Below are 23,233 nucleotides of genomic sequence, written 5' to 3' on the forward strand. Positions count from 1 at the left end.
GCGTCAAGCGCGGTCCAGCGCCTGCTGGAAATCCGCGCGCAGGTCGTCCATGTGTTCCAGCCCCACCGACACGCGCAGCAGGTTCTGCGCACTGTGCGGGTGCCGGCCCTCGACCGAGGCGCGATGTTCCACCAGCGTTTCCGGGCCACCGAGAGAGGTGGCGTTGATTGCCAGCTGAAACGCGCCCGCGACGCGCAGCGCGGCATCGCGACCGCCCTTGAGCTGGAAGCTGAGCATGGCGCCGAAATCCGACATCTGCCGGGCGGCGACCGCGTGGTTGGGGTGCGAGGGCAGGCCCGGGTAATGCACGGCTTCCACCGCCGGATGCGTGGCCAGCAGCTCGGCCAGCGCCCGGGCATTGCGGCAATGCCAGGCCAGGCGCGCCGGCAGCGAACGGCAGCCGCGCAGGATCAGCCAGGCGCTGAAAGGCGCCAGGATGCCGCCGGTAACGTGCCGGCGATGCGCGGCGCGCGCATGCAGGTCGTCCGCCTTCGCGAACACAAGCGCGCCACCCATCACATCGCTGTGGCCGCCGAAGTACTTGGTGGTCGAATGCATCACCACGTCCGCACCAAGCGCCAACGGGCGCTGCAGCATGGGCGTGGCGAAGGTGTTGTCGCAGGCCAGCAGTGCGCCGTGGCCGTGGGCGATCGTCGCCAGCGCGGAAAGGTCGGCTATTTCCAGCAGTGGGTTGGACGGCGTTTCCGCCCAGATCAGTTTCGTCTCCGGACGCAGCGCGGCGCGCACCGCGTCGAGGTCGGCCATGTCCACGGCGCTGCCGGTGATGCCGCGTTCGGGCAGGAATTCGTTCGCCAGCGTGCGCAGGCCGGTGTAGCAGTCGCGCGGGTAGAGGAAGTGGGTGCCAGGCGGCAACGATTCCAGCAGGCCGTTCATGGCCGCCATGCCCGAGCCGAAGGCCAGCGCGGCGGCGCCGCCTTCCAGTGCCGCGAGGGTTTCTTCCAGGCGCGCCTGGGTCGGATTGTGTTCGCGTTGGTATTCGTAACCCGCGACCCGTTCGCCGGCCGGGCCGTGCTGGAAGGTGGTGGCCAGGTGGATCGGCGGCGAGATCGCGCCGGTTTCGCGGTCGGGTTCGGCGCCGGCGTGCACGGCCAGGGTTTCAATACGGGTCATGCGTCGGGCTCCAGCAGGTCCAGGGCGAGCAGCTCGGCGCGCAGGCCGGCGGCGTCGCGGAAATGGAACGTCATCAGGCCGGCGCTGCGCGCGCCGTCGGCGTTTTGTGCCTTGTCATCGATGAACAGCGTCTGTTCCGGCGTGAAGCCCAGGTCGGCCACGCAGCGGCGATAGATCTCGGGATCGGGTTTGGCCAGCCGGAACTGCGCCGAGCAGAACACCCGGTCCGTGAAACGCGGGAACAGCGGCGGGCAGATTTCCGGCAGGTGGTCGCGCAGCAGCAGGCCGTTGTTGGTCAGGATCGCGACTTCCGCACGCACGGCTAGCGCCAGCTCGAGCGTGTCGGGATCCGCCACCATCGATGCCGCACGCGCGGCGATGCCGTCCTGCACCGACACCGGCACGCCGAGCCGGCGCGACAGTTCCTGCATCTGGCCTTCGGCGTCGTAGTCGCCCAGGTCGGCGGCGCGTTCCAGGCCCGAGTCGAACAGTTCGGTGGCGACGGCTTCGAACGAGGCGCCGCTGCGTTCGGCCAGTGTGCGCAGGCGCGGCGCGTGGTCGTAGTGCGCCAGCACGCCGTCCAGGTCGAACAGGACGAGCGCCGGCGCCGGCATCAGCCGCGCACCTCGCGGAAGGCCTCGCGCGCCGCTTCGATCGTATGGCCGATCTCGGCGTCGCCGTGCGCGCTGGACAGGAAACCCGCCTCGAAGGCCGAGGGTGCGAAATACACGCCACGCTTGAGCATGGCATGGAAGAAGCGGCCGAAGGCGGCGCTGTCACTGGCGATCGCCTGGGCGTAGGTCTCGACTTTCTGGTCGGTGAAATACAGGCCGAACATCGCGCAGCTGCGGGTGGTGGTGACGGCTACACCGGCCTCGCGCGCGGCCTCTTCCAGGCCGTCGCAGAGTTTGTGCGTGTTCGCTTCCAGCGCCTCGTGGAAACCCGGCGCCTGGATCAGCTCGAGCGTGGCCAGGCCCGCCGCCATCGCCACCGGATTGCCGCTGAGCGTGCCGGCCTGGTAGATCGGGCCGCTGGGCGCGATCTGCCGCATCAACTCGGCGCGGCCGCCGTAGGCACCCACCGGCATGCCGCCGCCGATGATCTTGCCGAAGGTGCTCAGGTCGGGCGTGATGCCGTAGCGCGCCTGGGCGCCGCCCAGCGCGACACGGAAGCCGGTCATCACTTCGTCGAAGATCAACAGTGAGCCGTGTTTCGTGCACAGCTCGCGCAGGTGCCGCAGGTAGCCGTCGCGCGGCAGGATGCAGTTGGCGTTGCCGACGATCGGTTCGACGATGACGCCGGCGATGTCGCTGCCCGCTTCGTCGAAGAGTTTCGTGGCCGCTTCGAAATCGTTGTACGGAATCGTCAGCGTCAGGTCGGCGAGCGCTTTCGGCACGCCCGGCGAGTTCGGCAGGCCGAAGGTCAGCGCGCCGGAGCCGGCTTTCACCAGGAAGCTGTCGCCGTGGCCGTGGTAGCAGCCTTCGAACTTGACGATGCGGCTGCGGCCGGTGGCGCCGCGCGCCAGCCGGATCGCCGACAGCGTGGCTTCGGTGCCCGAGTTCACCATGCGCATCATTTCCATCGACGGCACCAGGCGCTTCACGGTCTCCGCCATGGTCACCTCGAGCGCATTGGGCACGCCGAAGCTCAGGCCGTCGCGCATCGTGCGCGCCACCGCGTCGAGCACCTTCGGGTGCGCGTGGCCGGCGATCATCGGGCCCCAGCTGCCGATGTAGTCAACGTAGCGGTTGCCGTCCACGTCGATCAGGTAGGCGCCTTCGGCGCGCTGGGCGAAGAAGGGTTCGCCGCCGACCGACTTGAACGCGCGCACCGGCGAATTGACGCCGCCGGGCATCAGGGCCTGGGCGCGGGTGAAAAGCTCGTGGCTGGTGCGGGTGTTCATCGGGATGGAATGCTCGGGGAAGGGGATCGAAACAGCGTTGATAGGCGTGGATTGCAGACACCGGGTCGTCGACCTCGAACACGCCGCCAATCACGGCCAGCAGGTCGGCACCGGCCGCCACCAGGAAGCGCCATTGTCCGGGGTGATGCCGCCGATCGCCACCCGCGGCAGGCCCAGGCCGGCGCTGGCCCGCAGCAGGGCGGGGTCCGCGCGTCGGGCCAGCGGCTTGGTGCCCGAAACAAAGAATGCGCCGAAGGCGACATAGCTGGCACCGGCCATGGCGGCGCTTTCGGCCAGGGCCAGTGTGTTGTAGCAGGATGCACCGAGCAGACCATGAGGACCCAGTGCTGCGCGGGCCTCGGCCAGTTGGCCGTCGTCTTCGCCCAGATGGGCGCCCTCGGCCCCAAGTTCCACGGCCAGCCTCCAGTCGTCGTTGATCACCAGCGGTACTCCGGCGGCCCGGCACAGCGGCAACAGCGCGGTGGCCTGAGTGCGTCGCAAGGCGGCATCGGCACCCTTGTTCCGGTACTGCAGCAGCGCGACGCCCGCGCCCAGGGGCCGGCCACGCGGGCCAGCAGGGACGCGGTGTCCGGTTCGTCCGGCGTGATCAGGTACAGGCCGCGGCGCGGCCAGGTGAACGGGGGCTTCATTTCGGTAGGGCCGGCAAGATGCGAGAATGATAGCCGTCCCCGACCCCCGAGACCGAAATGAGCACGAGCACGACCGCCGCCGCCTACCGCACCTGGATGTGCGTGGTCTGCGGCTTCATCTACAACGAGGCGGACGGACTGCCCGAAGAAGGCATCGACCCGGGGACGCGCTGGGAAGACATCCCGGACAGCTGGGTCTGCCCGGACTGCGGCGTCACCAAGGACGACTTCGAGATGATGCCGGTCGGCTGAGCCGGCCTAGTTCACCCGCGTGGACGCGCCGCTGAGGTCGATCAGGCTGGACCGGATCGATTCCAGGTCGTCGGCCTCCGGCAGCAGCTGCAGGTAGCGCGCCAGATCCTCGCGCGCGCCCTTGGTGTAACCGAGCTCGCGATAGGCCAGGCCACGGTCGCGCAGCGCTTCGGCGGTGTCGGGGGACAGTTTGAGCAGGCGGTCGGCGCTGCGCGCCACGCGCTCCCAGTCGCCCTGTTCCAGGTACAGGCCCTTCAGGTTGCGCAGCATGCGCATCAGGATCATGCGGTGCGTCGCCGGCGCCAGGATCTGCAGCAGCTGCTGGTCGTCGGGCGTCTGCCCGCCCAGGTGCGGTGACGCGCGTTCGCGCAGCTCCTCGGCGCTGACAGGGCGGCCCTTGTTGTAGGGGTCGAGCACCAGGATGCCGTCGTCCACCGGCAGCCGCACCAGAAAGTGGCCCGGGAAGGACACGCCGTCCAGCGGCATGCCCAGCCGGCGCGTGACTTCGATCTGGATCACGGCGAGCGAAATGGGGATGCCCAGCTTCCGGTCCACGACCTGGTTGAGGTAGCTGTTGCGCGGATCGTCGTACTGGACGTTGTTGCCGGCGAAGCCTACTTCCTCGAACAGGTAGCGGTTGATCGCGGTCAGCCGCGCCGGCAGGTCGATGTCGCGGTCGAGCTGGGGCCGCAGCGTTTCGGCGTAGGTCTCGACCTGCGCGGCGTAGCCGGCGGCGTCGAGGTCGGGATATTCGTCGCGGGCGATCAGCAGGGCGGTGTCGAGCAGCGGCAGCTCGTCGTCGCCGAGCGTGGCCAGCATGTTCCAGTCGGGCAGGGGTGGGTGCTCATCACGGCAATGTGGTCCCCTTCGGTGACGGTATCAAGGTGCTCCGCGTTCGGGGATGCCCGGGCCCAGCGTCAGTGTGTCGCCGGCGCGCGCATCGATCCGCGCGGCGGTGCCGGCGTCGAGCTCCAGTACGTATAACGCGGGCGCACGACTTGGATAGTTCGGGCAGCGGTCGCCGAGCGAGCACGGCGGCACGCCGCGACTGACCGACACCAGCTTGCGGTCTTCATCGAAGTAGAAGATGTCTAGCGGGATGCGGGTGTTCTTCATCCAGTAGGCCAGCGGCTGCTCGATGTCGTGCACGAACAGCATGCCGGCGCCCGGCTCCAGCCGGTCGCGGAACATCAGTCCGCGCGCGCGTTCGGCATGGTCGTCGGCCACTTCGACCACGTAGCGCTGGCCCTTCAGTTCGACCCAGGGGCCTTCGCTGGCGCAGCCGGCCAGTGGCGCCAGCAGCAGGAGGGCGAGCATGGGCGGAAAACTTCGGCGCATGGGCGGCTCCAAGGGTGGTGTCGTGACGTTCGGTGATGGTCGTTGCCACTGTCAAGCGCACGTGCCCCTTCCCAATCTGCGGACTTGCCGCTATTCTTCGCGGCCCTTCACCGGCCGGGCTTGGTTTGGCGGCTGGCGGGTGAAGAAAAAGGACGGTTTTGGGGTGTTGACGTGCTCCTAAATTGCCCTATAATGTGCGGCTCCCTTGGACGAAACGTCCTCTGGGCCGGGTTGAGCAGAGTGTGCCAACCCATTGATCTTTGACAGTGTGCGCAGGAAATTTGTGCGGGCGCCTGGCGAGGGATGGACGAGTCCATTTCTTGCAGACGTCTAGCCAACAAGCTTTAAGTTGTATTGCTATGCAAGCGACGTAAAGCCACGGTCGGACATCTGTAAGTCGAAGCTAAAAACTTCAACTGAAGAGTTTGATCCTGGCTCAGAGTGAACGCTGGCGGCAGGCCTAACACATGCAAGTCGAGCGGCAGCGCGGGGGCAACCCTGGCGGCGAGCGGCGGACGGGTGAGGAATACATCGGAATCTACCCAGTCGTGGGGGATAACGTAGGGAAACTTACGCTAATACCGCATACGACCTGAGGGTGAAAGCAGGGGACCGCAAGGCCTTGCGCGATTGGATGAGCCGATGTCCGATTAGCTAGTTGGTGAGGTAAAGGCTCACCAAGGCGACGATCGGTAGCTGGTCTGAGAGGATGATCAGCCACACTGGAACTGAGACACGGTCCAGACTCCTACGGGAGGCAGCAGTGGGGAATATTGGACAATGGGCGCAAGCCTGATCCAGCCATGCCGCGTGTGTGAAGAAGGCCTTCGGGTTGTAAAGCACTTTTGTTCGGGAAGAAATCTTCCGACCTAATACGTCGGGAGGATGACGGTACCGAAAGAATAAGCACCGGCTAACTTCGTGCCAGCAGCCGCGGTAATACGAAGGGTGCAAGCGTTACTCGGAATTACTGGGCGTAAAGCGTGCGTAGGTGGTTCGTTAAGTCTGCCGTGAAAGCCCCGGGCTCAACCTATGGGAATGGCGGTGGATACTGGCGGACTAGAGTGCGGTAGAGGGTGGTGGAATTCCCGGTGTAGCAGTGAAATGCGTAGAGATCGGGAGGAACATCTGTGGCGAAGGCGGCCACCTGGACCAGCACTGACACTGAGGCACGAAAGCGTGGGGAGCAAACAGGATTAGATACCCTGGTAGTCCACGCCCTAAACGATGCGGACTGGACGTTGGGCTCAATTAGGAGCTCAGTGTCGAAGCTAACGCGTTAAGTCCGCCGCCTGGGGAGTACGGTCGCAAGACTGAAACTCAAAGGAATTGACGGGGGCCCGCACAAGCGGTGGAGTATGTGGTTTAATTCGATGCAACGCGCAGAACCTTACCTGGCCTTGACATCCACGGAATCCTTTAGAGATAGAGGAGTGCCTTCGGGAACCGTGAGACAGGTGCTGCATGGCTGTCGTCAGCTCGTGTCGTGAGATGTTGGGTTAAGTCCCGCAACGAGCGCAACCCTTGTCCTTAGTTGCCAGCGAGTAATGTCGGGAACTCTAAGGAGACTGCCGGTGACAAACCGGAGGAAGGTGGGGATGACGTCAAGTCATCATGGCCCTTACGGCCAGGGCTACACACGTACTACAATGGTGGGGACAGAGGGTCGCGAGGCCGCGAGGCGGAGCCAATCCCAGAAACCCCATCCTAGTCCGGATCGGAGTCTGCAACTCGACTCCGTGAAGTCGGAATCGCTAGTAATCGCGGATCAGCATTGCCGCGGTGAATACGTTCCCGGGCCTTGTACACACCGCCCGTCACACCATGGGAGTGGGTTGCACCAGAAGCAGGTAGTCTAACCGCAAGGAGGACGCTTGCCACGGTGTGATTCATGACTGGGGTGAAGTCGTAACAAGGTAGCCGTATCGGAAGGTGCGGCTGGATCACCTCCTTTTGAGCAACGACGAGTTCGCTCTTGTCAGGCGTCCGCACAAGTTTCCTGCATTCCACAACGTGATCCGACCTGGGTCTGTAGCTCAGGTGGTTAGAGCGCACCCCTGATAAGGGTGAGGTCGGAGGTTCGAGTCCTCCTAGACCCACCACTTCTTGTCACGGGGCCATAGCTCAGCTGGGAGAGCACCTGCTTTGCAAGCAGGGGGTCGTCGGTTCGATCCCGACTGGCTCCACCAGGCTTTCCGGCTTAGTCGTCATGTGGAATGACAGCGCACACACAAGTTTATCGAACCGGCACAGAGGCCGGTTTCGTGATCTTTGAAAACATGGGACGTAGCGAGCGTTTGAGACGAAACTGTCATCAAGACGTGTCGTAGAGGCTAAGGCGGGAATCCTTGCTAGGGATTCCTTATTGAGTTTAATCGTTGTAACTATTTGCGAAACGATGGCTCCGAGGCGACTTGGGGTTATATGGTCAAGCGAATAAGCGCACACGGTGGATGCCTTGGCGGTCAGAGGCGATGAAGGACGTGGCAGCCTGCGAAAAGTTCCGGGGAGTCGGCAACAGACTTTGATCCGGAAATGTCCGAATGGGGAAACCCACTGCTTCGGCAGTATCGTGCGGTGAATACATAGCCGTACGAAGCGAACCCGGTGAACTGAAATATCTCATTAACCGGAGGAAAAGAAATCAACCGAGATTCCCCAGTAGTGACGAGCGAACGGGGACCAGCCCTGAAGTCTATTAGGTTCTAGCAAAACGGCTTGGAAAGGCCGGCCATAGAAGGTGATAGCCCTGTATGTGAAAGGGCCTAGTAGATGATGATGAGTAAGGCGGGGCACGTGAAACCCTGTCTGAATATGGGGGGACCATCCTCCAAGGCTAAATACTCCTGACCGACCGATAGCGAACCAGTACCGTGAGGGAAAGGCGAAAAGAACCCCGGAGAGGGGAGTGAAATAGAACCTGAAACCGTGTGCGTACAAGCAGTGGGAGCCGACTTGTTCGGTGACTGCGTACCTTTTGTATAATGGGTCAGCGACTTATTGTCTGTAGCAAGCTTAACCGTATAGGGAGGCGAAGGGAAACCGAGTCTGAATAGGGCGCATAGTTGCAGGCAATAGACCCGAAACCGGGTGATCTAGCCATGCCCAGGGTGAAGGTCGGGTAACACCGACTGGAGGCCCGAACCCACTCCTGTTGCAAAAGTAGGGGATGAGGTGTGGCTAGGAGTGAAAAGCTAATCGAACCCGGAGATAGCTGGTTCTCCTCGAAAGCTATTTAGGTAGCGCCTCGTGCGAATACTCTTGGGGGTAGAGCACTGTTATGGCTAGGGGGTCATTGTGACTTACCAAACCATGGCAAACTCCGAATACCAAGACGTACTACACGGGAGACACACGGCGGGTGCTAACGTCCGTCGTGAAAAGGGAAACAACCCAGACCTACAGCTAAGGTCCCCAAATTACCGCTCAGTGGAAAACGATGTGGGAAGGCACAGACAGCCAGGAGGTTGGCTTAGAAGCAGCCATCCTTTAAAGAAAGCGTAATAGCTCACTGGTCGAGTCGGCCTGCGCGGAAGATTTAACGGGGCTAAGCGGTATACCGAAGCTTAGGGTGCACACCTTTGGTGTGCGCGGTAGAGGAGCGTTCCGTAAGCCGTTGAAGGTCGATTGAGAAGTCGGCTGGAGGTATCGGAAGTGCGAATGCTGACATAAGTAACGATAATGCGGGTGAAAAGCCCGCACGCCGAAAGCCCAAGGTTTCCTTGCACAACGTTAATCGGTGCAGGGTGAGTCGGCCCCTAAGGCGAGACCGAAAGGTGTAGTCGATGGGAAGCTGGTTAATATTCCAGCACCTCGCGTGACTGCGATGGGGGACGGAGAAGGTTAGGTGTACCGGGCGTTGGTTGTCCCGGGGAAAGGAGGTAGGCATGAAGCGTAGGCAAATCCGCGCTTCTTTATGCCGAGCACCGAGACGAGTCCTATCGGACGAAGTCACTGATACCACGCTTCCAGGAAAAGCCTCTAAGCTTCAGGTCACGCAGACCGTACCGTAAACCGACACAGGTGGGCAGGATGAGAATTCTCAGGCGCTTGAGAGAACTTGGGTGAAGGAACTAGGCAACATGGCACCGTAACTTCGGGAGAAGGTGCGCCTTCACGGGTGGCCATATGCATGGCTGAGCTCGTGAGGGCCGCAGAAACCAGGCCGCTGCGACTGTTTATCAAAAACACAGCACTCTGCAAACACGAAAGTGGACGTATAGGGTGTGACGCCTGCCCGGTGCCGGAAGGTTAATTGATGGGGTCAGCCGCAAGGCGAAGCTCTTGATCGAAGCCCCGGTAAACGGCGGCCGTAACTATAACGGTCCTAAGGTAGCGAAATTCCTTGTCGGGTAAGTTCCGACCTGCACGAATGGCGTAACGACAGCGGCGCTGTCTCCACCCAAGACTCAGTGAAATTGAAATCGCTGTGAAGATGCAGCGTTCCCGCGGCAAGACGGAAAGACCCCGTGAACCTTTACTATAGCTTTACATTGAACGTTGAGTTCGTCTGTGTAGGATAGGTGGGAGGCTATGAAGTGTGGTCGCTAGATCGCATGGAGCCATCCTTGAAATACCACCCTGATGTGCTTGACGTTCTAACCTGGGCCCGTTATCCGGGCCGGGGACCATGTATGGTGGGTAGTTTGACTGGGGCGGTCTCCTCCCAAAGAGTAACGGAGGAGCACGAAGGTACGCTCAGCGCGGTCGGACATCGCGCACTGTGTGCAAAGGCATAAGCGTGCTTGACTGCAAGATCGACGGATCAAGCAGGTACGAAAGTAGGTCTTAGTGATCCGGTGGTTCTGTATGGAAGGGCCATCGCTCAACGGATAAAAGGTACTCCGGGGATAACAGGCTGATACCGCCCAAGAGTTCATATCGACGGCGGTGTTTGGCACCTCGATGTCGGCTCATCACATCCTGGGGCTGTAGTCGGTCCCAAGGGTATGGCTGTTCGCCATTTAAAGTGGTACGCGAGCTGGGTTCAGAACGTCGTGAGACAGTTCGGTCCCTATCTGTCGTGGGCGTTGGAGATTTGAGAGGGGCTGCTCCTAGTACGAGAGGACCGGAGTGGACGACCCTGGTGTTCCGGTTGTCATGCCAATGGCATTGCCGGGTAGCTATGGTCGGAAACGATAACCGCTGAAAGCATCTAAGCGGGAAGCGTGCCTCAAGATGAGATCTCCCGGGACACAAGTCCCCTAAAGGAACCATCAAGACTAGGTGGTTGATAGGTCAGGTGTGTAAGCGCAGCAATGCGTTGAGCTAACTGATACTAATGATCCGTGCGGCTTGATCATATAACCTCAAGACGCCTTACCCTCGACAACACGTTGTCGATGAAAGTATCGCCAAACAATGTTCGCTACGTCCCCCTTTGAGAGCGTGAGCGCATAACTCCGTCTATACGACGCAGCCACTGCGACCCTCCACCCTCTCCTTGGCGACCATAGCGCTGTGGAACCACCCGATCCCATCCCGAACTCGGAAGTGAAACGCAGCTGCGCCAATGGTAGTGTGGCCTAAGCCATGCAAGAGTAGGTCATCGCCAGGGTTTTTTTATCCTAAAACGCCGCCCCCAAAGGGCGGCGTTTTTCTTTGCGCCGGTGCCAGCCGCCGACAGGCAGCCTGTGCCTGTACGCCACATTACGTTCACCCCGCGTGTACATTTTCTTAACGTCGTGATATCAAACGAGGGTTCTACCCCGATTCTGCGGACACTTCCACTAAGCCCCATACTGGGGAAAAGGAGTGTCCATGTCCAAGCGCAAGCGTTACAGCCCGGAGTACAAGCACGAGCTGGTTGAACTGGTCCGCCGGTCGAAGTCCAGCTGCCGCCAGATCGCCCTGGAGGTCGGGGTCAACCCGGCCTTGCTGACCCGCTGGGTGCGGGAAGCCGACGCCGGCGGAACCAAGGCCTTTCCTGGGGGTGGCACGCCCCGCGATGAAGAGCTCGCCCGCCTCAAGCGCGAGCTGGGTCGGGTGACGAAGGAGCGGGATTTTTTAAGAGACGCGGCAACGTTCTTCGCGAAGCAGTCACCGAGCGGTACACGGTGATCGAGCGTTGCCGCAGCGAATACCCGGTGGGGATGATGTGCCGCTGCTGCCTGGATGTTTCGACCAGCGGGTTCTACGCGTGGGCCGGGCGCAAGCCTGGCCCGCGGGCGCAGGCCAATGCACGGCTGCTCGAGCGCATGAAGGAGATCCACGAGGACAGCCGGGGCATCCTGGGCGCGCCGCGCATGCATGAGGATCTGACCGACGAAGGCGAAAAGGTCAGCCTGAACCGGGTGGCCCGGATCATGGCGAAGGCCGGCCTGCAGGGCTGGCCACGCCGCAAGAAGCGGGGCGCGCCCAAGCGCCCGCCGGGCACTCGGCCGGCCGGCGTCAGGAACTTGCTGGAAAGGGATTTCACCGCGCTGGAGCCGGAGACCAAGTGGGTCACTGACATCACCGAGATCGTCACCCAGGAAGGCAAGCTGCACTTATGCGTCGTACTCGACCTTTACAACAAGCTCGTCATGGGCTGGTCGATGCATCATCGCCAGGACCGGCACATGGTCGTGCGCGCCGTGCAGATGGCCGTTTGGCAGCGCGTGTAAGGCGACACCTAATCTGCCGCTAAGGCGACACCCAGATTTACGCACCTCCGGGTCGACCCCGTAGCCTCGTTGGCTTTCGTCCTGGACGGGAGCGGGCGTGGCGACCACCGATCTGGAGATCCGCATGACGATCAAGACCCTGGCAGCCAAGGGGCTGCCCCGGCGGGCCATCGCCCGCCAGCTCGACCTCAGCGAAGGCACCGTCCGCTACCACCTGGCCCGGCAGGCGGCCGGCGCCCTGGACGGGCGTGCCCACCAGCCGCGCCACGCGCTGGTCGCCGCCGACGCGATCGCGCACTGGATGGCGCACCACGACCGCAGCAACCTCGCCGCGCTGCACGCGTGGCTGGCCGCGGAGCACGGCTACACCGGCAGCCTGCGCTCGGTGCAGCGCTTCGTCGCCGACCGCTACCCGCCGCCGCCCCGGCGGGCCCGCCGCCGGGTGGAGACGCCGCCCGGTGCGCAGGCGCAGGTCGACTGGGCGCAGTTCCCGCGCATGGTCGTCGCCGGCCAGGCGGTGACGCTGCACGCCTTCCACCCGGTGCTCTCGCACTCGCGCTTCGGCGCCGTGGTCTGGATGCCGGCCCAAGACAGTCTGTGCTGGCTGGCCGCGCACAACGCCGCGTTCGAGCGCGTCGGCGGCATCCCGGCGGTACTGCGGGTGGACAACACCAAGACCGCCGTGGTCCGGGGTGCCGGCGCCTGGGGCCAGCTCAACGACAGCTACCGCCGCTATGCCACCACCGTGCGCTTCCACGTCGATGCCTGCGCGCCCTACAGCCCCGAACACAAGGGCAAGGTGGAACGCGCGGTGCGCACGCATCGCGGCGTCGACCTGGCCCGCCAAGCCTGGGACAGCGTCGACCAGCTGCAGGCGGCCACCGACGACGCCCTGCGCGACAGCGCCCGCCGTCGCCGCTGTCCGGCCACCGGCAGCAGCGTGTTCGACGCCTGGCAGGCCGAACGCCCGGCCCTGGCCCCGTTGCCGATCCTGCCGGCCCCGTTCGACCACGTCGCCACCCGCCGCGTCGGCCGCGACGGGCTGGTCGCCTTCGAAGGCCGCCAGTACTCGGTGCCGTTCGCGTATCTGGATCGCCCCGTCGAAGTGCGCGGCGCCGCCGGCTGCGTACAGGTGCTGGCCGACCAGCAGATCATCGCCCAGCATCCGCGCCACACCGATTGCCGCGTGCTGCTCGATCCCGCGCACTACGAGGGCCCCAGTACCGCGACCGTGCAGGCCCCGACGCCGCTGGGACGGATGGGGCGAAGGCTGCAGGAACTGGCCGCGATGCCGGTCCAGCACCGGCCCCTGGACCTCTACGCCGCCCTGGCGGAGGTGGCCCGATGAGCCGGCGCAAGCTCGACCTCGACCGCACCCGCGAACGCCTGCTCGGACTGGGCCTGGCCCACGCCGCCGACCAGCTCGAACCCGTGCTCAGCGAGGCGGTCAAGGAGGGCCAGGCGCCGCACGCGGTCCTCGACGCGCTGCTCGATGCCGAACACCAGGCCCGCGAAGGCCGCCGCGTGCGCACCGCGCTGCGCCTCTCGAGCCTGCCCAGCGGCCAGACCCTGGCCGACTTCGACTTCGCGTTCCAGCCGGCGATCGAGCGCTCGCGCATCGATACCCTGGCCACCTGCGCCTTCATCCGCGCCGCCGAGACGGTGCTGATCCAGGCCCGCCCGGCGTCGGCAAGACCCACTTGGCCGTCGGCCTGGGCATCAAGGCGGTCGAACACGGGTTCTCCGCCCAGTTCTACCGCTTCGACGAGCTCAAGCTCCAGCTCAAGGCCGACGCCCACCTGCCGCCGGCCCGGCTGCGCCGGCGCAAGTACCTGTCCACCGCCCTGCTGGTCATCGACGAACTGGGCTTCGAGCCGATGACCCGCGACGAGGCCAGCCTGTTCTTCCGCCTGGTCACCTACCGCTACGGCCGCGGCGCGATCCTGATCACCACCAACAAGTCCGTGCGCGATTGGACCGAACTGCTGGCCGGCGACGAAGCCCTGGCCGCCGCCATCCTCGACCGCCTGCTGCACAAGGCCCACGTCCTCAACATCAAGGGAAGGAGCTACCGACTCAGAGACCTTGAAGCCACCCTCGGAACACCCCGCAACTGACCTTCACCCCGGCCCGAGGTGCGTAAATCTGGGTGTCGCCTTAATGCGTGAAACTGGGTGTCGTTTGACAGCGCGAAGGCGGCGACGAGGTGATCCTGCATTCCGACCGCGGCGGGCAATTCATCAGCGACACTTACCAGAAGTTCCTCGGAGGCCACGCCCTGGTCTGCAGCATGAGCGCGGTCGGCCACTGCGGCGACAACGCGGCCTGCGAGGGTTTCTTCGGGATCATCAAGCGCGAGTGGATTCACCACACCAGCTACCGCACCCGCGATGAGGCCCGGGCCGATGTCTTCGGCTACCTCGAGCGGTTCCACAACCCGAGAATGCGTCGTAGAGTTGCCCGGCGTGACCGGGAGTTTCAGGCCTTAATCAAACCGTCCGTGGAAACGGGGTAGAACCCTTCGACGAGCGGGCCGAGCTGTCGCGCTTCACCCAGTGCGCCGAAGCGGTCTGCGGCGACCAGGCCTACACCGTGGTGGCGCCGCCGCGCACCTACGGCATCAGGTTCTCGCAGGACTTCTGAGCCATAAAAAACGCCCCGCCGGCAGCAAGCCGGCGGGGCGTTTTCTTTTCCGGATCAGCGCAGCGCGTAGCCGAACTGCTGGCGGAACTGCTCGGCGAATTCGCCGTAGTCGAAACGCTGGTTCTGAGGACCCAGGTGTTCGATCTTCAGTGCGCCCATCAGCGAGGCGATACGGCCGGTGGTGGCCATGTCCATCCCGTTCATCAGGCCGAAGATCAGGCCGGCGCGGTAGGCGTCGCCGCAGCCGGTCGGGTCGACCACGCGCATCGCATTGGCGGCGGGGATGTGCAGCATGCCGCCCTTGGCGTGCACTTCCGATCCGGTCGGGCCGCGGGTGACGATGTAGGCGTCCACGCGCTCGGCGATCTGCTTTTCGCTCAGGCCGGTCTTGTCCTGCAGCAGGCTCGACTCGTAGTCGTTGACCGTGACATAGGTCGCCTGCTCGATCATCGTGGTCAGCTCCTTGCCGTTGAACAGCGGCATGGCCTGGCCGGGGTCGAAGATGAAGGGGATGCCGAGTTCGGCGAACTCCGTCGAGTTCTGCAGCATCGCCTCGTAACCGTCGGGGCCGACGATGCCGAAACCGACGTCCTTCACGTCGCGCACGTGGTTCTCGTAGGAACGCATCATGGCGCCGGGGTGGAAGGCCGTGATCTGGTTGTCGTCCAGGTCGGTGGTGATGAAGGCCTGGGCCGTGTACAGGTCCTGGATCTCCTTCACGTGGTCCAGGCGGATCTCGCAGGACTCGAAGTGCTCCCGGTAGGGGGCGAAGTCCTGGCCCACGGTGGCCATGGGCACCGGGTCGCCGCCCAGCAGCTTCAGGTTGTAGGCGATGTTGCCCGCGCAGCCGCCGAATTCCCGGCGCATCCGCGGCACCAGGAAGGACACGTTCAGGATGTGGACCTTGTCCGGCAGGATGTGGTTCTTGAACTGGTCCTGGAACACCATGATGGTGTCGTAGGCCAGGGAACCGCAGATCAGGGCAGAAGGCATCTTCGGGGTCTCGTGGCAAGGGGCCCGGCCGGGCCGGCAAAGGCGGCCATGGTACCGCGGCGGTGCCGGCAAGGCACGGAAAACAGCGGGTTTTCCTTGCCCGGACCGGGGGTGGTTGTTACCCTAGACAATCCCCGAAACCCCCATTCCTACAGGCTTCCCCTGATGTTCAAGAAGCTCCGCGGCCTGTTCTCGAACGACCTGTCGATCGACCTCGGTACCGCCAACACCCTCATCTTCGTCCGTGGCCAGGGCATCGTGCTCAACGAACCCTCGGTCGTGGCCGTGCGCCACAGCCAGGGCGGCCGCGAAGTCGCCGCCGTCGGCGGCGAGGCCAAGCGCATGCTCGGCCGCACCCCGGCAACATCACCACGCATCGCCCGATGAAGGACGGCGTCATCGCCGACTTCACCCATACCGAAGAGATGCTCAAGCAGTTCATCAAGAAGGTGCACACGTCGCGCTTCCTGCGGCCCAGCCCGCGGGTGCTGATCTGCGTGCCCTGCGGTTCGACCCAGGTCGAGCGTCGCGCCATCAAGGAGTCGGCGGAAGAGGCCGGCGCGCGCGAGGTCTACCTGATCGAGGAGCCGATGGCCGCCGCGATCGGTGCCGGCATCCCGGTGGACGAGGCGCGCGGTTCGATGGTGATCGACATCGGCGGCGGCACCTCGGAAGTCGCGGTGATCTCGCTCAACGGCATCGTCTACTCGCAGTCGGTGCGCATCGGCGGCGACCGCTTCGACGACGCCATCATCAACTACGTGCGCCGCAACCACGGCACCCTGATCGGCGAGACCACGGCCGAGCGCATCAAGCTCGAGATCGGCTGCGCGTTCCCGCAGACCCAGGTCAAGGAAATGGAAGTCTCCGGCCGCAACCTGGCCGAAGGCGTGCCGCGCATGATCGTGATCAACTCCAACGAAGTGCTCGAAGCCCTGCACGAACCGCTCAGCGGCATCGTCAGCGCGGTCAAGCAGGCGCTGGAACAGACCCCGCCGGAACTGTGCGCCGACGTCGCCGAGCGCGGCATCGTGCTCACCGGCGGCGGCGCGCTGCTGCGCGACCTGGACAAGCTGATCTCCGAGGAAACCGGCCTGCACGTGCACGTCGCCGACGACCCGCTCACCTGCGTCGCCCGTGGCGGCGGCCGTGCGCTGGAGTTGATCGACATGCACGGCAACGAGTTCTTCTCGGCGGAGTGATCCCGCCGCCTTGGCCTACCCCGGCTCCCCTGCCGCACGCCTGAGCGACAGTGCCGGTGGCACGTTGCCGCTGCTGGCCTACCTCGCGCTCGCGACGATGCTCATGGTCGCCGACCAGCGCGGCGGCTTCGGCACGCAGGCGCGGCAGAAACTTTCCGTGCTGGCCGAACCGGTGTGGTGGCTGGCCGCCGCACCGGGCCGCCTGGCCGAGAGCGCGAGCGACCTGGTCACGACCCACAGCCAGCTGCTGCGTGAAAATGAAACGCTGCGCCAGGAACTGCAGGTCAACGCCAGCCGCCTGCACCGGCTGGCGGCGGTGGCGGAAGAAAACCAGCGCCTGCGCGAACTGCTGGGCGGCACCCGCGGCTACCGGCTTTCCGCCAAGCTCGTCGGCATCACCGACATCGACCTCGACCCGTCGCGGCAACGCATCCTGCTGGAAGCCGGCAGCAGCGACGGCGTGGAAGTGGGGCAGGCGATGATCGACGCCGGCGGCGTGCTGGGCCAGGTGATCGAAGTCACGCCGCGCCGCGCCACCGCGCTGCTGCTCACCGATCCCGAACATGCGATCCCGGTGCAGGTGGCGCGTTCGGGACTGCGCACGATCGCCTTCGGCACCGGCCGCACCGACCAGCTGCGCCTGCCCAACATCCCGCAAAGCGCCGACATCCGCGTCGGCGACCGCCTGGTCACCTCCGGCATCGGCGGGCGTTTCCCCGCCGGGTTTCCGGTCGGCACCGTCGAGCGCCTGCATCCCGACGACACGCGCCTGTTCGTGGTCGCCGAGGCCCGGCCCGCGGCACGCCTGGACCGGGGCCTGGAGGTGCTGCTGGTCAGCAACACGCTGGACGAGGTCGATGTCGGGCCGCCGGTGCCGCCGCCTGCCGCCCCCGAAGCTCCACCGGAAACCGCCGCCGAAACGCCGCCGGAAACCGCTGTCACTCCGGCCGGCGATGATGCCGGCCCCGCCCCGTCCGGGACCCGCCGGCCATGACCCGATCGCCTTCCGGCTGGGTGATCTACGGCAGCCTGTTCACCGGCCTGCTGGTGCTGGTGCTGCCGCTGCCCACCGGTTTCGACCTGGCGCGGCCCTACCTGCTGGCCATGCTGCTGTGTTACTGGCTGCTCGAAGCGCCCGACCATGTCGGCCTGGGCACGGCCTTCGTGGCCGGCCTGCTGGCCGACCTGGTGTCGGGCACGCTGTTCGGCGAACAGGCCATGCGGCTGGTGGTGCTGGCCTTCCTGGTGCAGCGTTTCCGCGCCCGGCTGCGCTTCTTTCCGCTGTGGCAGCAGGCGCTGGCGGTATTCGCGCTGCTGCTCAACGACCGTCTGATTGCGCTGGCCATCCGCCTGGCCGCGGGTGACGGCGCAGCGCCCTGGGCCACCTGGCTGTCGCCGGTACTGGGGTTCGCGCTATGGCCCTGGCTGTTCCTGCTGCTCGACGAACTGCGTCTGCGCCTGCGCGAACGCAGCCCCTGATGCCGGCATGAAACCGCAGCGCCGGCAGAAGCTGAAGAACCTGCACGCCGAGGCCGAGCAGTTCCGACGCCGCGCGGTGCTGGGCTTCCTCGGCATTGCCATGGCCATGCTCGGCCTGGCGGCGGGCTACTTCCAGCTGCAGATACTGCAGCACGAGGAGTACCAGACGCGTTCGGAAGCAAACCGCATCAAGCCACGGCCGATCGTGCCCGCGCGTGGCCTGATCTACGATCGCAATGGCCGCCTGCTGGCCGACAACGTGCCGGCCTATCGCCTCGAAGTCGTGCCCGAACAGGTCGGCGAGCTGGAGGCCACGCTCGAAGGCCTGGGCAAGCTGGTGCGGCTGGACGACGAGGACCTCGAACGGTTCCGTTCCGCGCGGCGCGCCACCCGCGCCTTCCGCCCGATCCCGCTCAAGCTGCGCCTGGACGAGGGCGAACTGGCCCGGCTGGCGGTGAACCGGCACCGGTTCCCGGGCGTCGAAGTGGTGCCCTACCTCACGCGCCGCTATCCCTACGGCGAATTGTTCTCGCACATCATCGGCTACGTCGGGCGCGTGGACGTGGAAGACCTCGAGGCGATGGGCGACAGCCGCAACGCCGCGCTGACCCACATCGGCAAGGCCGGCCTCGAGCGTTATTACGAAACCCGCCTGCGTGGTGAGATCGGCTACGAGGAAGTCGAGACCAATGTCGAGGGCCGCGCCCCTGGGCGTGGTGCGCCGCCACGACGCCAAACCCGGCGCCGACCTGTGGCTGAGCGTGGACATGCGCCTGCAGCAGGCGATGGTGGACGCCTTCGAAGGCCAGGACGGCGCCGCGGTGGCGTTGGACCCGGCCACCGGCGAGGTCCTGGCCATGGTCAGCCTGCCGGGTTACGACCCGAACCTGTTCATCAACGGCATCAGCCACAAGGACTGGCAGGCGCTGCAGGCGCCGGCGCGGCCGCTGTTCAACCGCAACGTGCTGGGCGGGTTTCCGCCGGGTTCGACCATCAAGCCGTTCATGGCGCTGGCGGGCCTGGAGCTGGGCCTGATCACGCCCGAAGAAACCGTGCTTTCCACGGGCGAATTTTTCCTGCCCGGGCAGCCGCGCGGTTATCGCGACTGGCGGCCGGGCGGCCATGGTTACGTGGACCTGCGCGAATCGCTGGCGCAGTCGGTCAACACCTACTACTTCAAGCTGGCGGTGGAGCTGGGCGTCGATCGCATCGACAGCTACTTCGGCCGGTTGGGTTTCGGCGAGCGCACGGGCATCGACCTGGTCGGCGAGATCGAAGGCGTACGCCCCTCGCGCGTCTGGAAGCGGCGCCGCTTCAACCAGGAATGGTTCCCGGGCGACACCGTCAACGTCGGCATCGGCCAGGGTTATTGGGTCACGACGCCGCTGCAGATGGCGCAGGCCACGGCGATGCTGGCCAGCGGCGGCGTACGTCATCGCCCGCACCTGGTCAGCGCCAGCCAGGCCGGCTTCAACCAGCCCAAGGTGCAGGAGCCGCAGCCGCCCGGCGTGCGTGTCGTGCAGGACGATGGCCACCTTGCGGCGGTGCGTGACGGTCTGGTGGCGGTGATGCACAGCCCCACCGGCTCCGGCCGGGCATCGGCCGTGGGCGCGTCCTACCTGATCGCCGGCAAGTCGGGCACCGCACAGCGCACCAGCCGCAAGGGCCTGGAGCGCATGGACCCGAAGCAGCTGCCCTTCCACCTGCGGCACCAGGCGTGGTTCATCGCCTACGCACCTGCGGACAACCCGACCATCGCGGTCGCGGTGCTGGTCGAACACGGTGGCTCGGGCTCCGGCGCGGCCGCTCCGGTGGCGCGGCGCATCCTCGATGCCTGGCTGCTGCCGCCGCCGGAGGACACCAGCCGATGATCGCCTTTCTGCGCTGGTTGCGTGACCTGGCGGCGCGCCTGTTCGACAAGGTGGACCTGCCGCTGCTGCTGGCCCTGCTTTGCGTGATGCTGGTCAGCCTGGTGGTGCTGGCCAGCGCCTCGGGCGAGAACTCGCGGCTGGTGCTGTCGCAGGCAGTGCGTTTCGGCGTCGGCCTGGGAGCGATGGTTCTGATCTCGCGCCTGCCGCCGGGAAAACTGCGCCTGTGGACGCCGCTGGCCTATCTCGGCAGCCTGGCGCTGCTGGCCCTGGTGTTCGTGTTCGGTTCCGGCCGCAGCGCCAACCTGTGGCTGGACCTGGGCGTGTTCTACCTGCAGCCCGGCGAACTGCTGAAACTGTCGGTGCCGATGATGCTGGCCTGGTACCTGCACTCGGTGCCATTGCCGCCACGCTGGCGCACGCTGGCGGTGGCGGCCGGCATCATCGGCCTGCCGGTGGCCATGATCATCCTGCAGCCCGACCTGGGCACCGGCATGCTGGTGGCGGCCTCGGGTGTGTTCGCGATCTTCCTGGCGGGCATCGCCTGGTGGCGCATCGGCCTGTTCGCCGGGCTGGGGCTGGCGGCGCTGCCGGTGGGCTGGCATTTCCTGATGCCCTACCAGCGCGACCGCATCCTGACCTTCATGGATCCGGAGTCGGACCCGCTGGGCACGGGCTGGAACATCATCCAGTCCAAGATCGCGATCGGTTCGGGCGGTTTTTCCGGCAAGGGCTGGGGGCAGGGCAGCCAGGCGCACCTGGACTTCCTGCCCGAACACACCACCGACTTCATCTTCTCGGTGCTCAGCGAGGAATGGGGCTGGATTGGCGTGGTGGTGGTGCTGGCCCTGTACCTGTTCATCGTCGGCCGCTGCCTGTGGATCGCCTCGGAGGCCCGCGATGGCTATTCGCGCCTGCTGGCCGGTGCACTGGCCATGACTTTCTCGGTCTATGTGCTGGTGAACGGCGGCATGGTCGCCGGCTTGCTGCCGGTGGTCGGCGTGCCGATGCCGCTGCTGAGTTACGGCGGCACCTCTGCGGTGTCCCTGCTGGCCGGCTTCGGCATGGTGATGTCGGCCCAGGCGCACCGGAAAACCCACGCCTGAGCCGGGCCGGGCCGCGGCAACGCGTGTTAAATTGCCGCATCCCGGACCCGAACAAACCCATGCCCCGAACCCGTTTCCGACTGCTCGCGCCGCTGCTGGCCCTGGTCGCTGGCATCGCCTTCGCCCAGCCCGCGCCGGACGCCGCCGTGCGCAGCGCCTTCGTTGCCGAGGCTGCGGAAAAATACGGCCTGGCCCCGGACGAGATCGAAGGCTGGCTGGCGCAGTCCGAATACCGCCAGAGCATCGTGGACGCGATGTCGCGCCCGGCCGAGGCGGTGAAGCCGTGGAAACACTATCGGCCGATCTTCATCACCGATCGTCGCATCAGCGACGGACAGGCCTTCCTGGCCCGCCATCGTGCCAACCTGGACCAGGTCGCCGCCGACACCGGCGTGCCGGCGGAAATGATCGTCGCCATCATCGGCGTCGAAACCAGCTACGGCGGCAACACCGGCAGCTACCGCGTGCTCGATGCGCTGTACACATTGGGCTTTTTCTATCCCGTCAGCGGCGACCCGGCCAAGGTCGAGCGCGAGACGATGCGCGGCAGGTTCTTCCGCGACGAGCTGGCGCAGGTGATGCTGCTGGCGAAGGAAGAAAAACTCGATCTCGCCGCGCTCAAGGGCAGCTACGCCGGCGCGATGGGCTACGGCCAGTTCATGCCCTCGAGCTACCGCGCCTACGCGCGCGACGGCGACGGCGACGGCCGCCGCGACCTGTTCAACTCCTTGCCCGACGTTTTTGCCTCGGTCGCGAACTATTTCGTCGCCCACGGCTGGCAGAAGGACGAGCCCGTCGTCGCACGCGCCATCGCCGCCGACGGCGTCGCGCCGTTCGTGCCCGACACGCTGGAAGCCAAGTACAGCCTGGCCGAGATCGGCGCCAAGGGGTATCGCCCGACCGAAGCACAGGGCCACGACCTCGCCGCCACGCTGGTGACCTTTGAAGGCAACGAAGGCACCGAGTACTGGCTCGGGTTCCGGAACTTCTACGCCATCACCCGCTACAACCGCTCGCCGATGTACGCGATGGCGGTGTACCAGCTTTCCCGCGAGATCGCCGCGGGCGCGGTGTCCACCGCCGCCCCATGAGGCTGCACCCGGGACTGCTCGCGCTGGCGCTGCTCGCGGGCTGCGCCGACAAGCCGGTGAAACCTTCCCCGTCGCGTCCGAACCGCGCGCCGACGCGCCACGTGAAGCGGCCCAGGCCGGTACGCCGGCCTCCAGCGTGCCGCCTGCCTGCCTGCAGGTGCGCGAACACCGCGACGAGGATTACACGCCCGGCGGCCTCTATGCGCCAGGCGTGCGCGACAGCGCCCCCGAACATGCGCTCGACATCAGCGGCATCGCCGAACCCGTGCCACGCGCCGAACCGCCCTCGGCCTACGGCAACCGATCGCCCTACACGGTGCTGGGCAAGAGCTACCGCGTGCTGCCGCGCGCCGACGGTTATCACGAGCGCGGCATCGCCTCCTGGTACGGGCAGAAATTCCACGGCCGGCAGACGTCCAGCCGCGAGGTCTACGACATGTGCAGCTACAGCGCCGCGCACAAGACCCTGCCGCTGCCCAGCTACGTGCGCGTCACCAACCTCGACAACGGCCGCAGCGTGGTGGTGCGGGTGAACGACCGCGGGCCCTTCCATGCCGGCCGCATCATCGACCTCAGCTACGCGGCGGCGGTGAAGCTGGGCGTGGACCGCACCGGCACGGCCAAGGTCGAGGTGCGCGCGCTGGACGGTGGCGCCGACACCGGCGCGCCCGCCGCAGCGGCGGTTTCCGCGCCATCGCCGTCATACACCGGCCGGCAGATCGTGCAGGTCGGTGCCTATCGCGAGCGCGACAATGCCAGGCGCATCGCCGGGCAGCTCGAGGATGCCGGCATCGATGATGTCGAGATCGAGGACGTGCGGGTCGACGGCGACAAGATCTGGCGGGTGCGCGTCGGACCGGTCGCACCGAACAAGGTGGCTGGCGTGCTCGAGCGCCTGCGCCGCCTCGGCCTGCCCAGCCCGCGAGTATTCAGCGAATAGGGTCTAGCATTACCCCTTCCTACCGGCCGGCG

Annotated in this window: 14 protein-coding genes, 2 tRNA genes, 3 rRNA genes and 7 pseudogenes; 19 read left to right on the forward strand and 7 right to left on the reverse strand. The window is 65.6% G+C overall.

Features of this window, described 5'->3' with window-relative positions:
• Window positions 1–3 precede the first annotated feature (3 nt).
• The 4 genes and pseudogenes from FRZ33_RS05010 to thiE form a co-directional block, all read right to left on the reverse strand.
• The gene (locus tag FRZ33_RS05010; RefSeq protein WP_146908068.1) at window positions 4–1,131 is read right to left on the reverse strand and encodes a trans-sulfuration enzyme family protein; all 1,128 of its coding nucleotides are present in this window, start codon (window positions 1,129–1,131) and stop codon (window positions 4–6) included.
• Window positions 1,128–1,745 (reverse strand): HAD family hydrolase, encoded by a 618-nt coding sequence (locus FRZ33_RS05015; protein ID WP_146908070.1) that lies wholly within the window; start codon window positions 1,743–1,745, stop codon window positions 1,128–1,130. Before FRZ33_RS05015 ends, FRZ33_RS05010 begins: the two co-directional genes overlap by 4 nt.
• Window positions 1,745–3,034 carry a glutamate-1-semialdehyde 2,1-aminomutase gene (gene hemL, locus FRZ33_RS05020; protein ID WP_146908072.1) on the reverse strand — a complete coding sequence of 430 codons (1,290 nt, stop codon included), beginning with the start codon at window positions 3,032–3,034 and terminating at the stop codon, window positions 1,745–1,747. Before hemL ends, FRZ33_RS05015 begins: the two co-directional genes overlap by 1 nt.
• Window positions 3,035–3,062: 28 nt before the next feature.
• A pseudogene (thiE, locus tag FRZ33_RS05025) lies at window positions 3,063–3,684 on the reverse strand (thiamine phosphate synthase); the annotation flags it as partial.
• Between the two features lie 57 nt (window positions 3,685–3,741).
• Between thiE and FRZ33_RS05030 the strand changes: the two are divergent.
• Entirely contained in the window at window positions 3,742–3,936 is a 195-nt protein-coding gene (locus FRZ33_RS05030; protein ID WP_146908074.1) for a rubredoxin, read from the forward strand.
• Window positions 3,937–3,942: 6 nt separating this feature from the next.
• On the opposite strand, the gene FRZ33_RS05035 is transcribed toward FRZ33_RS05030, so the two are convergent.
• Window positions 3,943–4,755, reverse strand: a complete 813-nt coding sequence (locus FRZ33_RS05035) for a SirB1 family protein (protein WP_146908076.1) — start codon at window positions 4,753–4,755, stop codon at window positions 3,943–3,945.
• Between the two features lie 60 nt (window positions 4,756–4,815).
• Window positions 4,816–5,253 (reverse strand): DUF192 domain-containing protein, encoded by a 438-nt coding sequence (locus FRZ33_RS05040; RefSeq protein WP_425480618.1) that lies wholly within the window; start codon window positions 5,251–5,253, stop codon window positions 4,816–4,818.
• Window positions 5,254–5,687: 434 nt separating this feature from the next.
• Here FRZ33_RS05040 and FRZ33_RS05045 point away from each other — a divergent pair.
• From FRZ33_RS05045 to FRZ33_RS05095, 10 genes and pseudogenes are all read left to right on the forward strand, one after another.
• A 16S ribosomal RNA gene (locus tag FRZ33_RS05045) occupies window positions 5,688–7,228 on the forward strand.
• A 71-nt stretch (window positions 7,229–7,299) separates the two neighbouring features.
• A tRNA-Ile gene (locus FRZ33_RS05050) sits at window positions 7,300–7,376 on the forward strand.
• Between the two features lie 11 nt (window positions 7,377–7,387).
• A tRNA-Ala gene (locus tag FRZ33_RS05055) sits at window positions 7,388–7,463 on the forward strand.
• Window positions 7,464–7,700: 237 nt separating this feature from the next.
• Window positions 7,701–10,577: ribosomal RNA gene (locus FRZ33_RS05060) — 23S ribosomal RNA — on the forward strand.
• Between the two features lie 139 nt (window positions 10,578–10,716).
• Window positions 10,717–10,831, forward strand: a 5S ribosomal RNA gene (gene rrf / locus FRZ33_RS05065).
• The 16S, 23S and 5S rRNA genes sit together here with 2 tRNA genes alongside, the layout of an rRNA operon.
• Before the next feature lie 203 nt (window positions 10,832–11,034).
• Window positions 11,035–11,873, forward strand: a pseudogene (locus FRZ33_RS05075) (IS3 family transposase); the annotation flags it as partial.
• A gap of 103 nt (window positions 11,874–11,976) precedes the next feature.
• A complete protein-coding gene (istA, locus tag FRZ33_RS05080; protein WP_146908084.1) occupies window positions 11,977–13,227 on the forward strand; it encodes an IS21 family transposase in 1,251 nt (416 codons plus the stop codon).
• A pseudogene (locus tag FRZ33_RS17935) lies at window positions 13,224–13,538 on the forward strand (ATP-binding protein); the annotation flags it as partial. The gene istA and the pseudogene FRZ33_RS17935, both read left to right, overlap by 4 nt.
• Window positions 13,539–13,579: 41 nt before the next feature.
• Window positions 13,580–13,996: an ATP-binding protein gene (locus tag FRZ33_RS17940; protein WP_146908828.1), complete on the forward strand. Its 417-nt coding sequence runs from the start codon at window positions 13,580–13,582 to the stop codon at window positions 13,994–13,996.
• Window positions 13,997–14,064: 68 nt separating this feature from the next.
• Window positions 14,065–14,394 (forward strand): annotated as a pseudogene (locus FRZ33_RS05095) (IS3 family transposase); the annotation flags it as partial.
• A gap of 182 nt (window positions 14,395–14,576) precedes the next feature.
• On the opposite strand, the gene FRZ33_RS05100 reads toward FRZ33_RS05095, so the two are convergent.
• The gene (locus FRZ33_RS05100; protein WP_146908088.1) at window positions 14,577–15,515 is read right to left on the reverse strand and encodes a carbohydrate kinase family protein; all 939 of its coding nucleotides are present in this window, start codon (window positions 15,513–15,515) and stop codon (window positions 14,577–14,579) included.
• A gap of 165 nt (window positions 15,516–15,680) precedes the next feature.
• Between FRZ33_RS05100 and FRZ33_RS05105 the strand changes: the two are divergent.
• The 8 genes and pseudogenes from FRZ33_RS05105 (at window position 15,681) to FRZ33_RS17250 (ending at window position 23,201) form a co-directional block, all read left to right on the forward strand.
• Window positions 15,681–16,717, forward strand: a pseudogene (locus FRZ33_RS05105) (rod shape-determining protein).
• Between the two features lie 10 nt (window positions 16,718–16,727).
• A complete protein-coding gene (mreC, locus tag FRZ33_RS05110) occupies window positions 16,728–17,711 on the forward strand; it encodes a rod shape-determining protein MreC (protein WP_146908090.1) in 984 nt (327 codons plus the stop codon).
• Window positions 17,708–18,196 carry a rod shape-determining protein MreD gene (gene mreD, locus FRZ33_RS05115; RefSeq protein WP_146908091.1) on the forward strand — a complete coding sequence of 163 codons (489 nt, stop codon included), beginning with the start codon at window positions 17,708–17,710 and terminating at the stop codon, window positions 18,194–18,196. The genes mreC and mreD overlap by 4 nt, the downstream gene beginning before the upstream one ends.
• A gap of 106 nt (window positions 18,197–18,302) precedes the next feature.
• Window positions 18,303–18,839: pseudogene (locus FRZ33_RS16035) on the forward strand (penicillin-binding protein 2); the annotation flags it as partial.
• A 46-nt stretch (window positions 18,840–18,885) separates the two neighbouring features.
• Window positions 18,886–20,067: a penicillin-binding protein 2 gene (gene mrdA, locus FRZ33_RS16040; RefSeq protein WP_227978142.1), complete on the forward strand. Its 1,182-nt coding sequence runs from the start codon at window positions 18,886–18,888 to the stop codon at window positions 20,065–20,067.
• Entirely contained in the window at window positions 20,064–21,170 is a 1,107-nt protein-coding gene (gene rodA, locus FRZ33_RS05125) for a rod shape-determining protein RodA (RefSeq protein WP_146908093.1), read from the forward strand. The genes mrdA and rodA overlap by 4 nt, the downstream gene beginning before the upstream one ends.
• A 31-nt stretch (window positions 21,171–21,201) precedes the next feature.
• Window positions 21,202–22,261 (forward strand): annotated as a pseudogene (gene mltB, locus FRZ33_RS05130) (lytic murein transglycosylase B).
• Window positions 22,262–22,397: 136 nt separating this feature from the next.
• Complete coding sequence (locus FRZ33_RS17250) at window positions 22,398–23,201, forward strand: septal ring lytic transglycosylase RlpA family protein (RefSeq protein ID WP_194163163.1); 804 nt, start codon at window positions 22,398–22,400, stop codon at window positions 23,199–23,201.
• The last annotated feature ends 32 nt before the right edge of the window (window positions 23,202–23,233 follow it).

Origin of the sequence: Arenimonas daejeonensis (assembly GCF_007993735.1) — a bacterium.
Classification (GTDB): domain Bacteria; phylum Pseudomonadota; class Gammaproteobacteria; order Xanthomonadales; family Xanthomonadaceae; genus Arenimonas; species Arenimonas daejeonensis.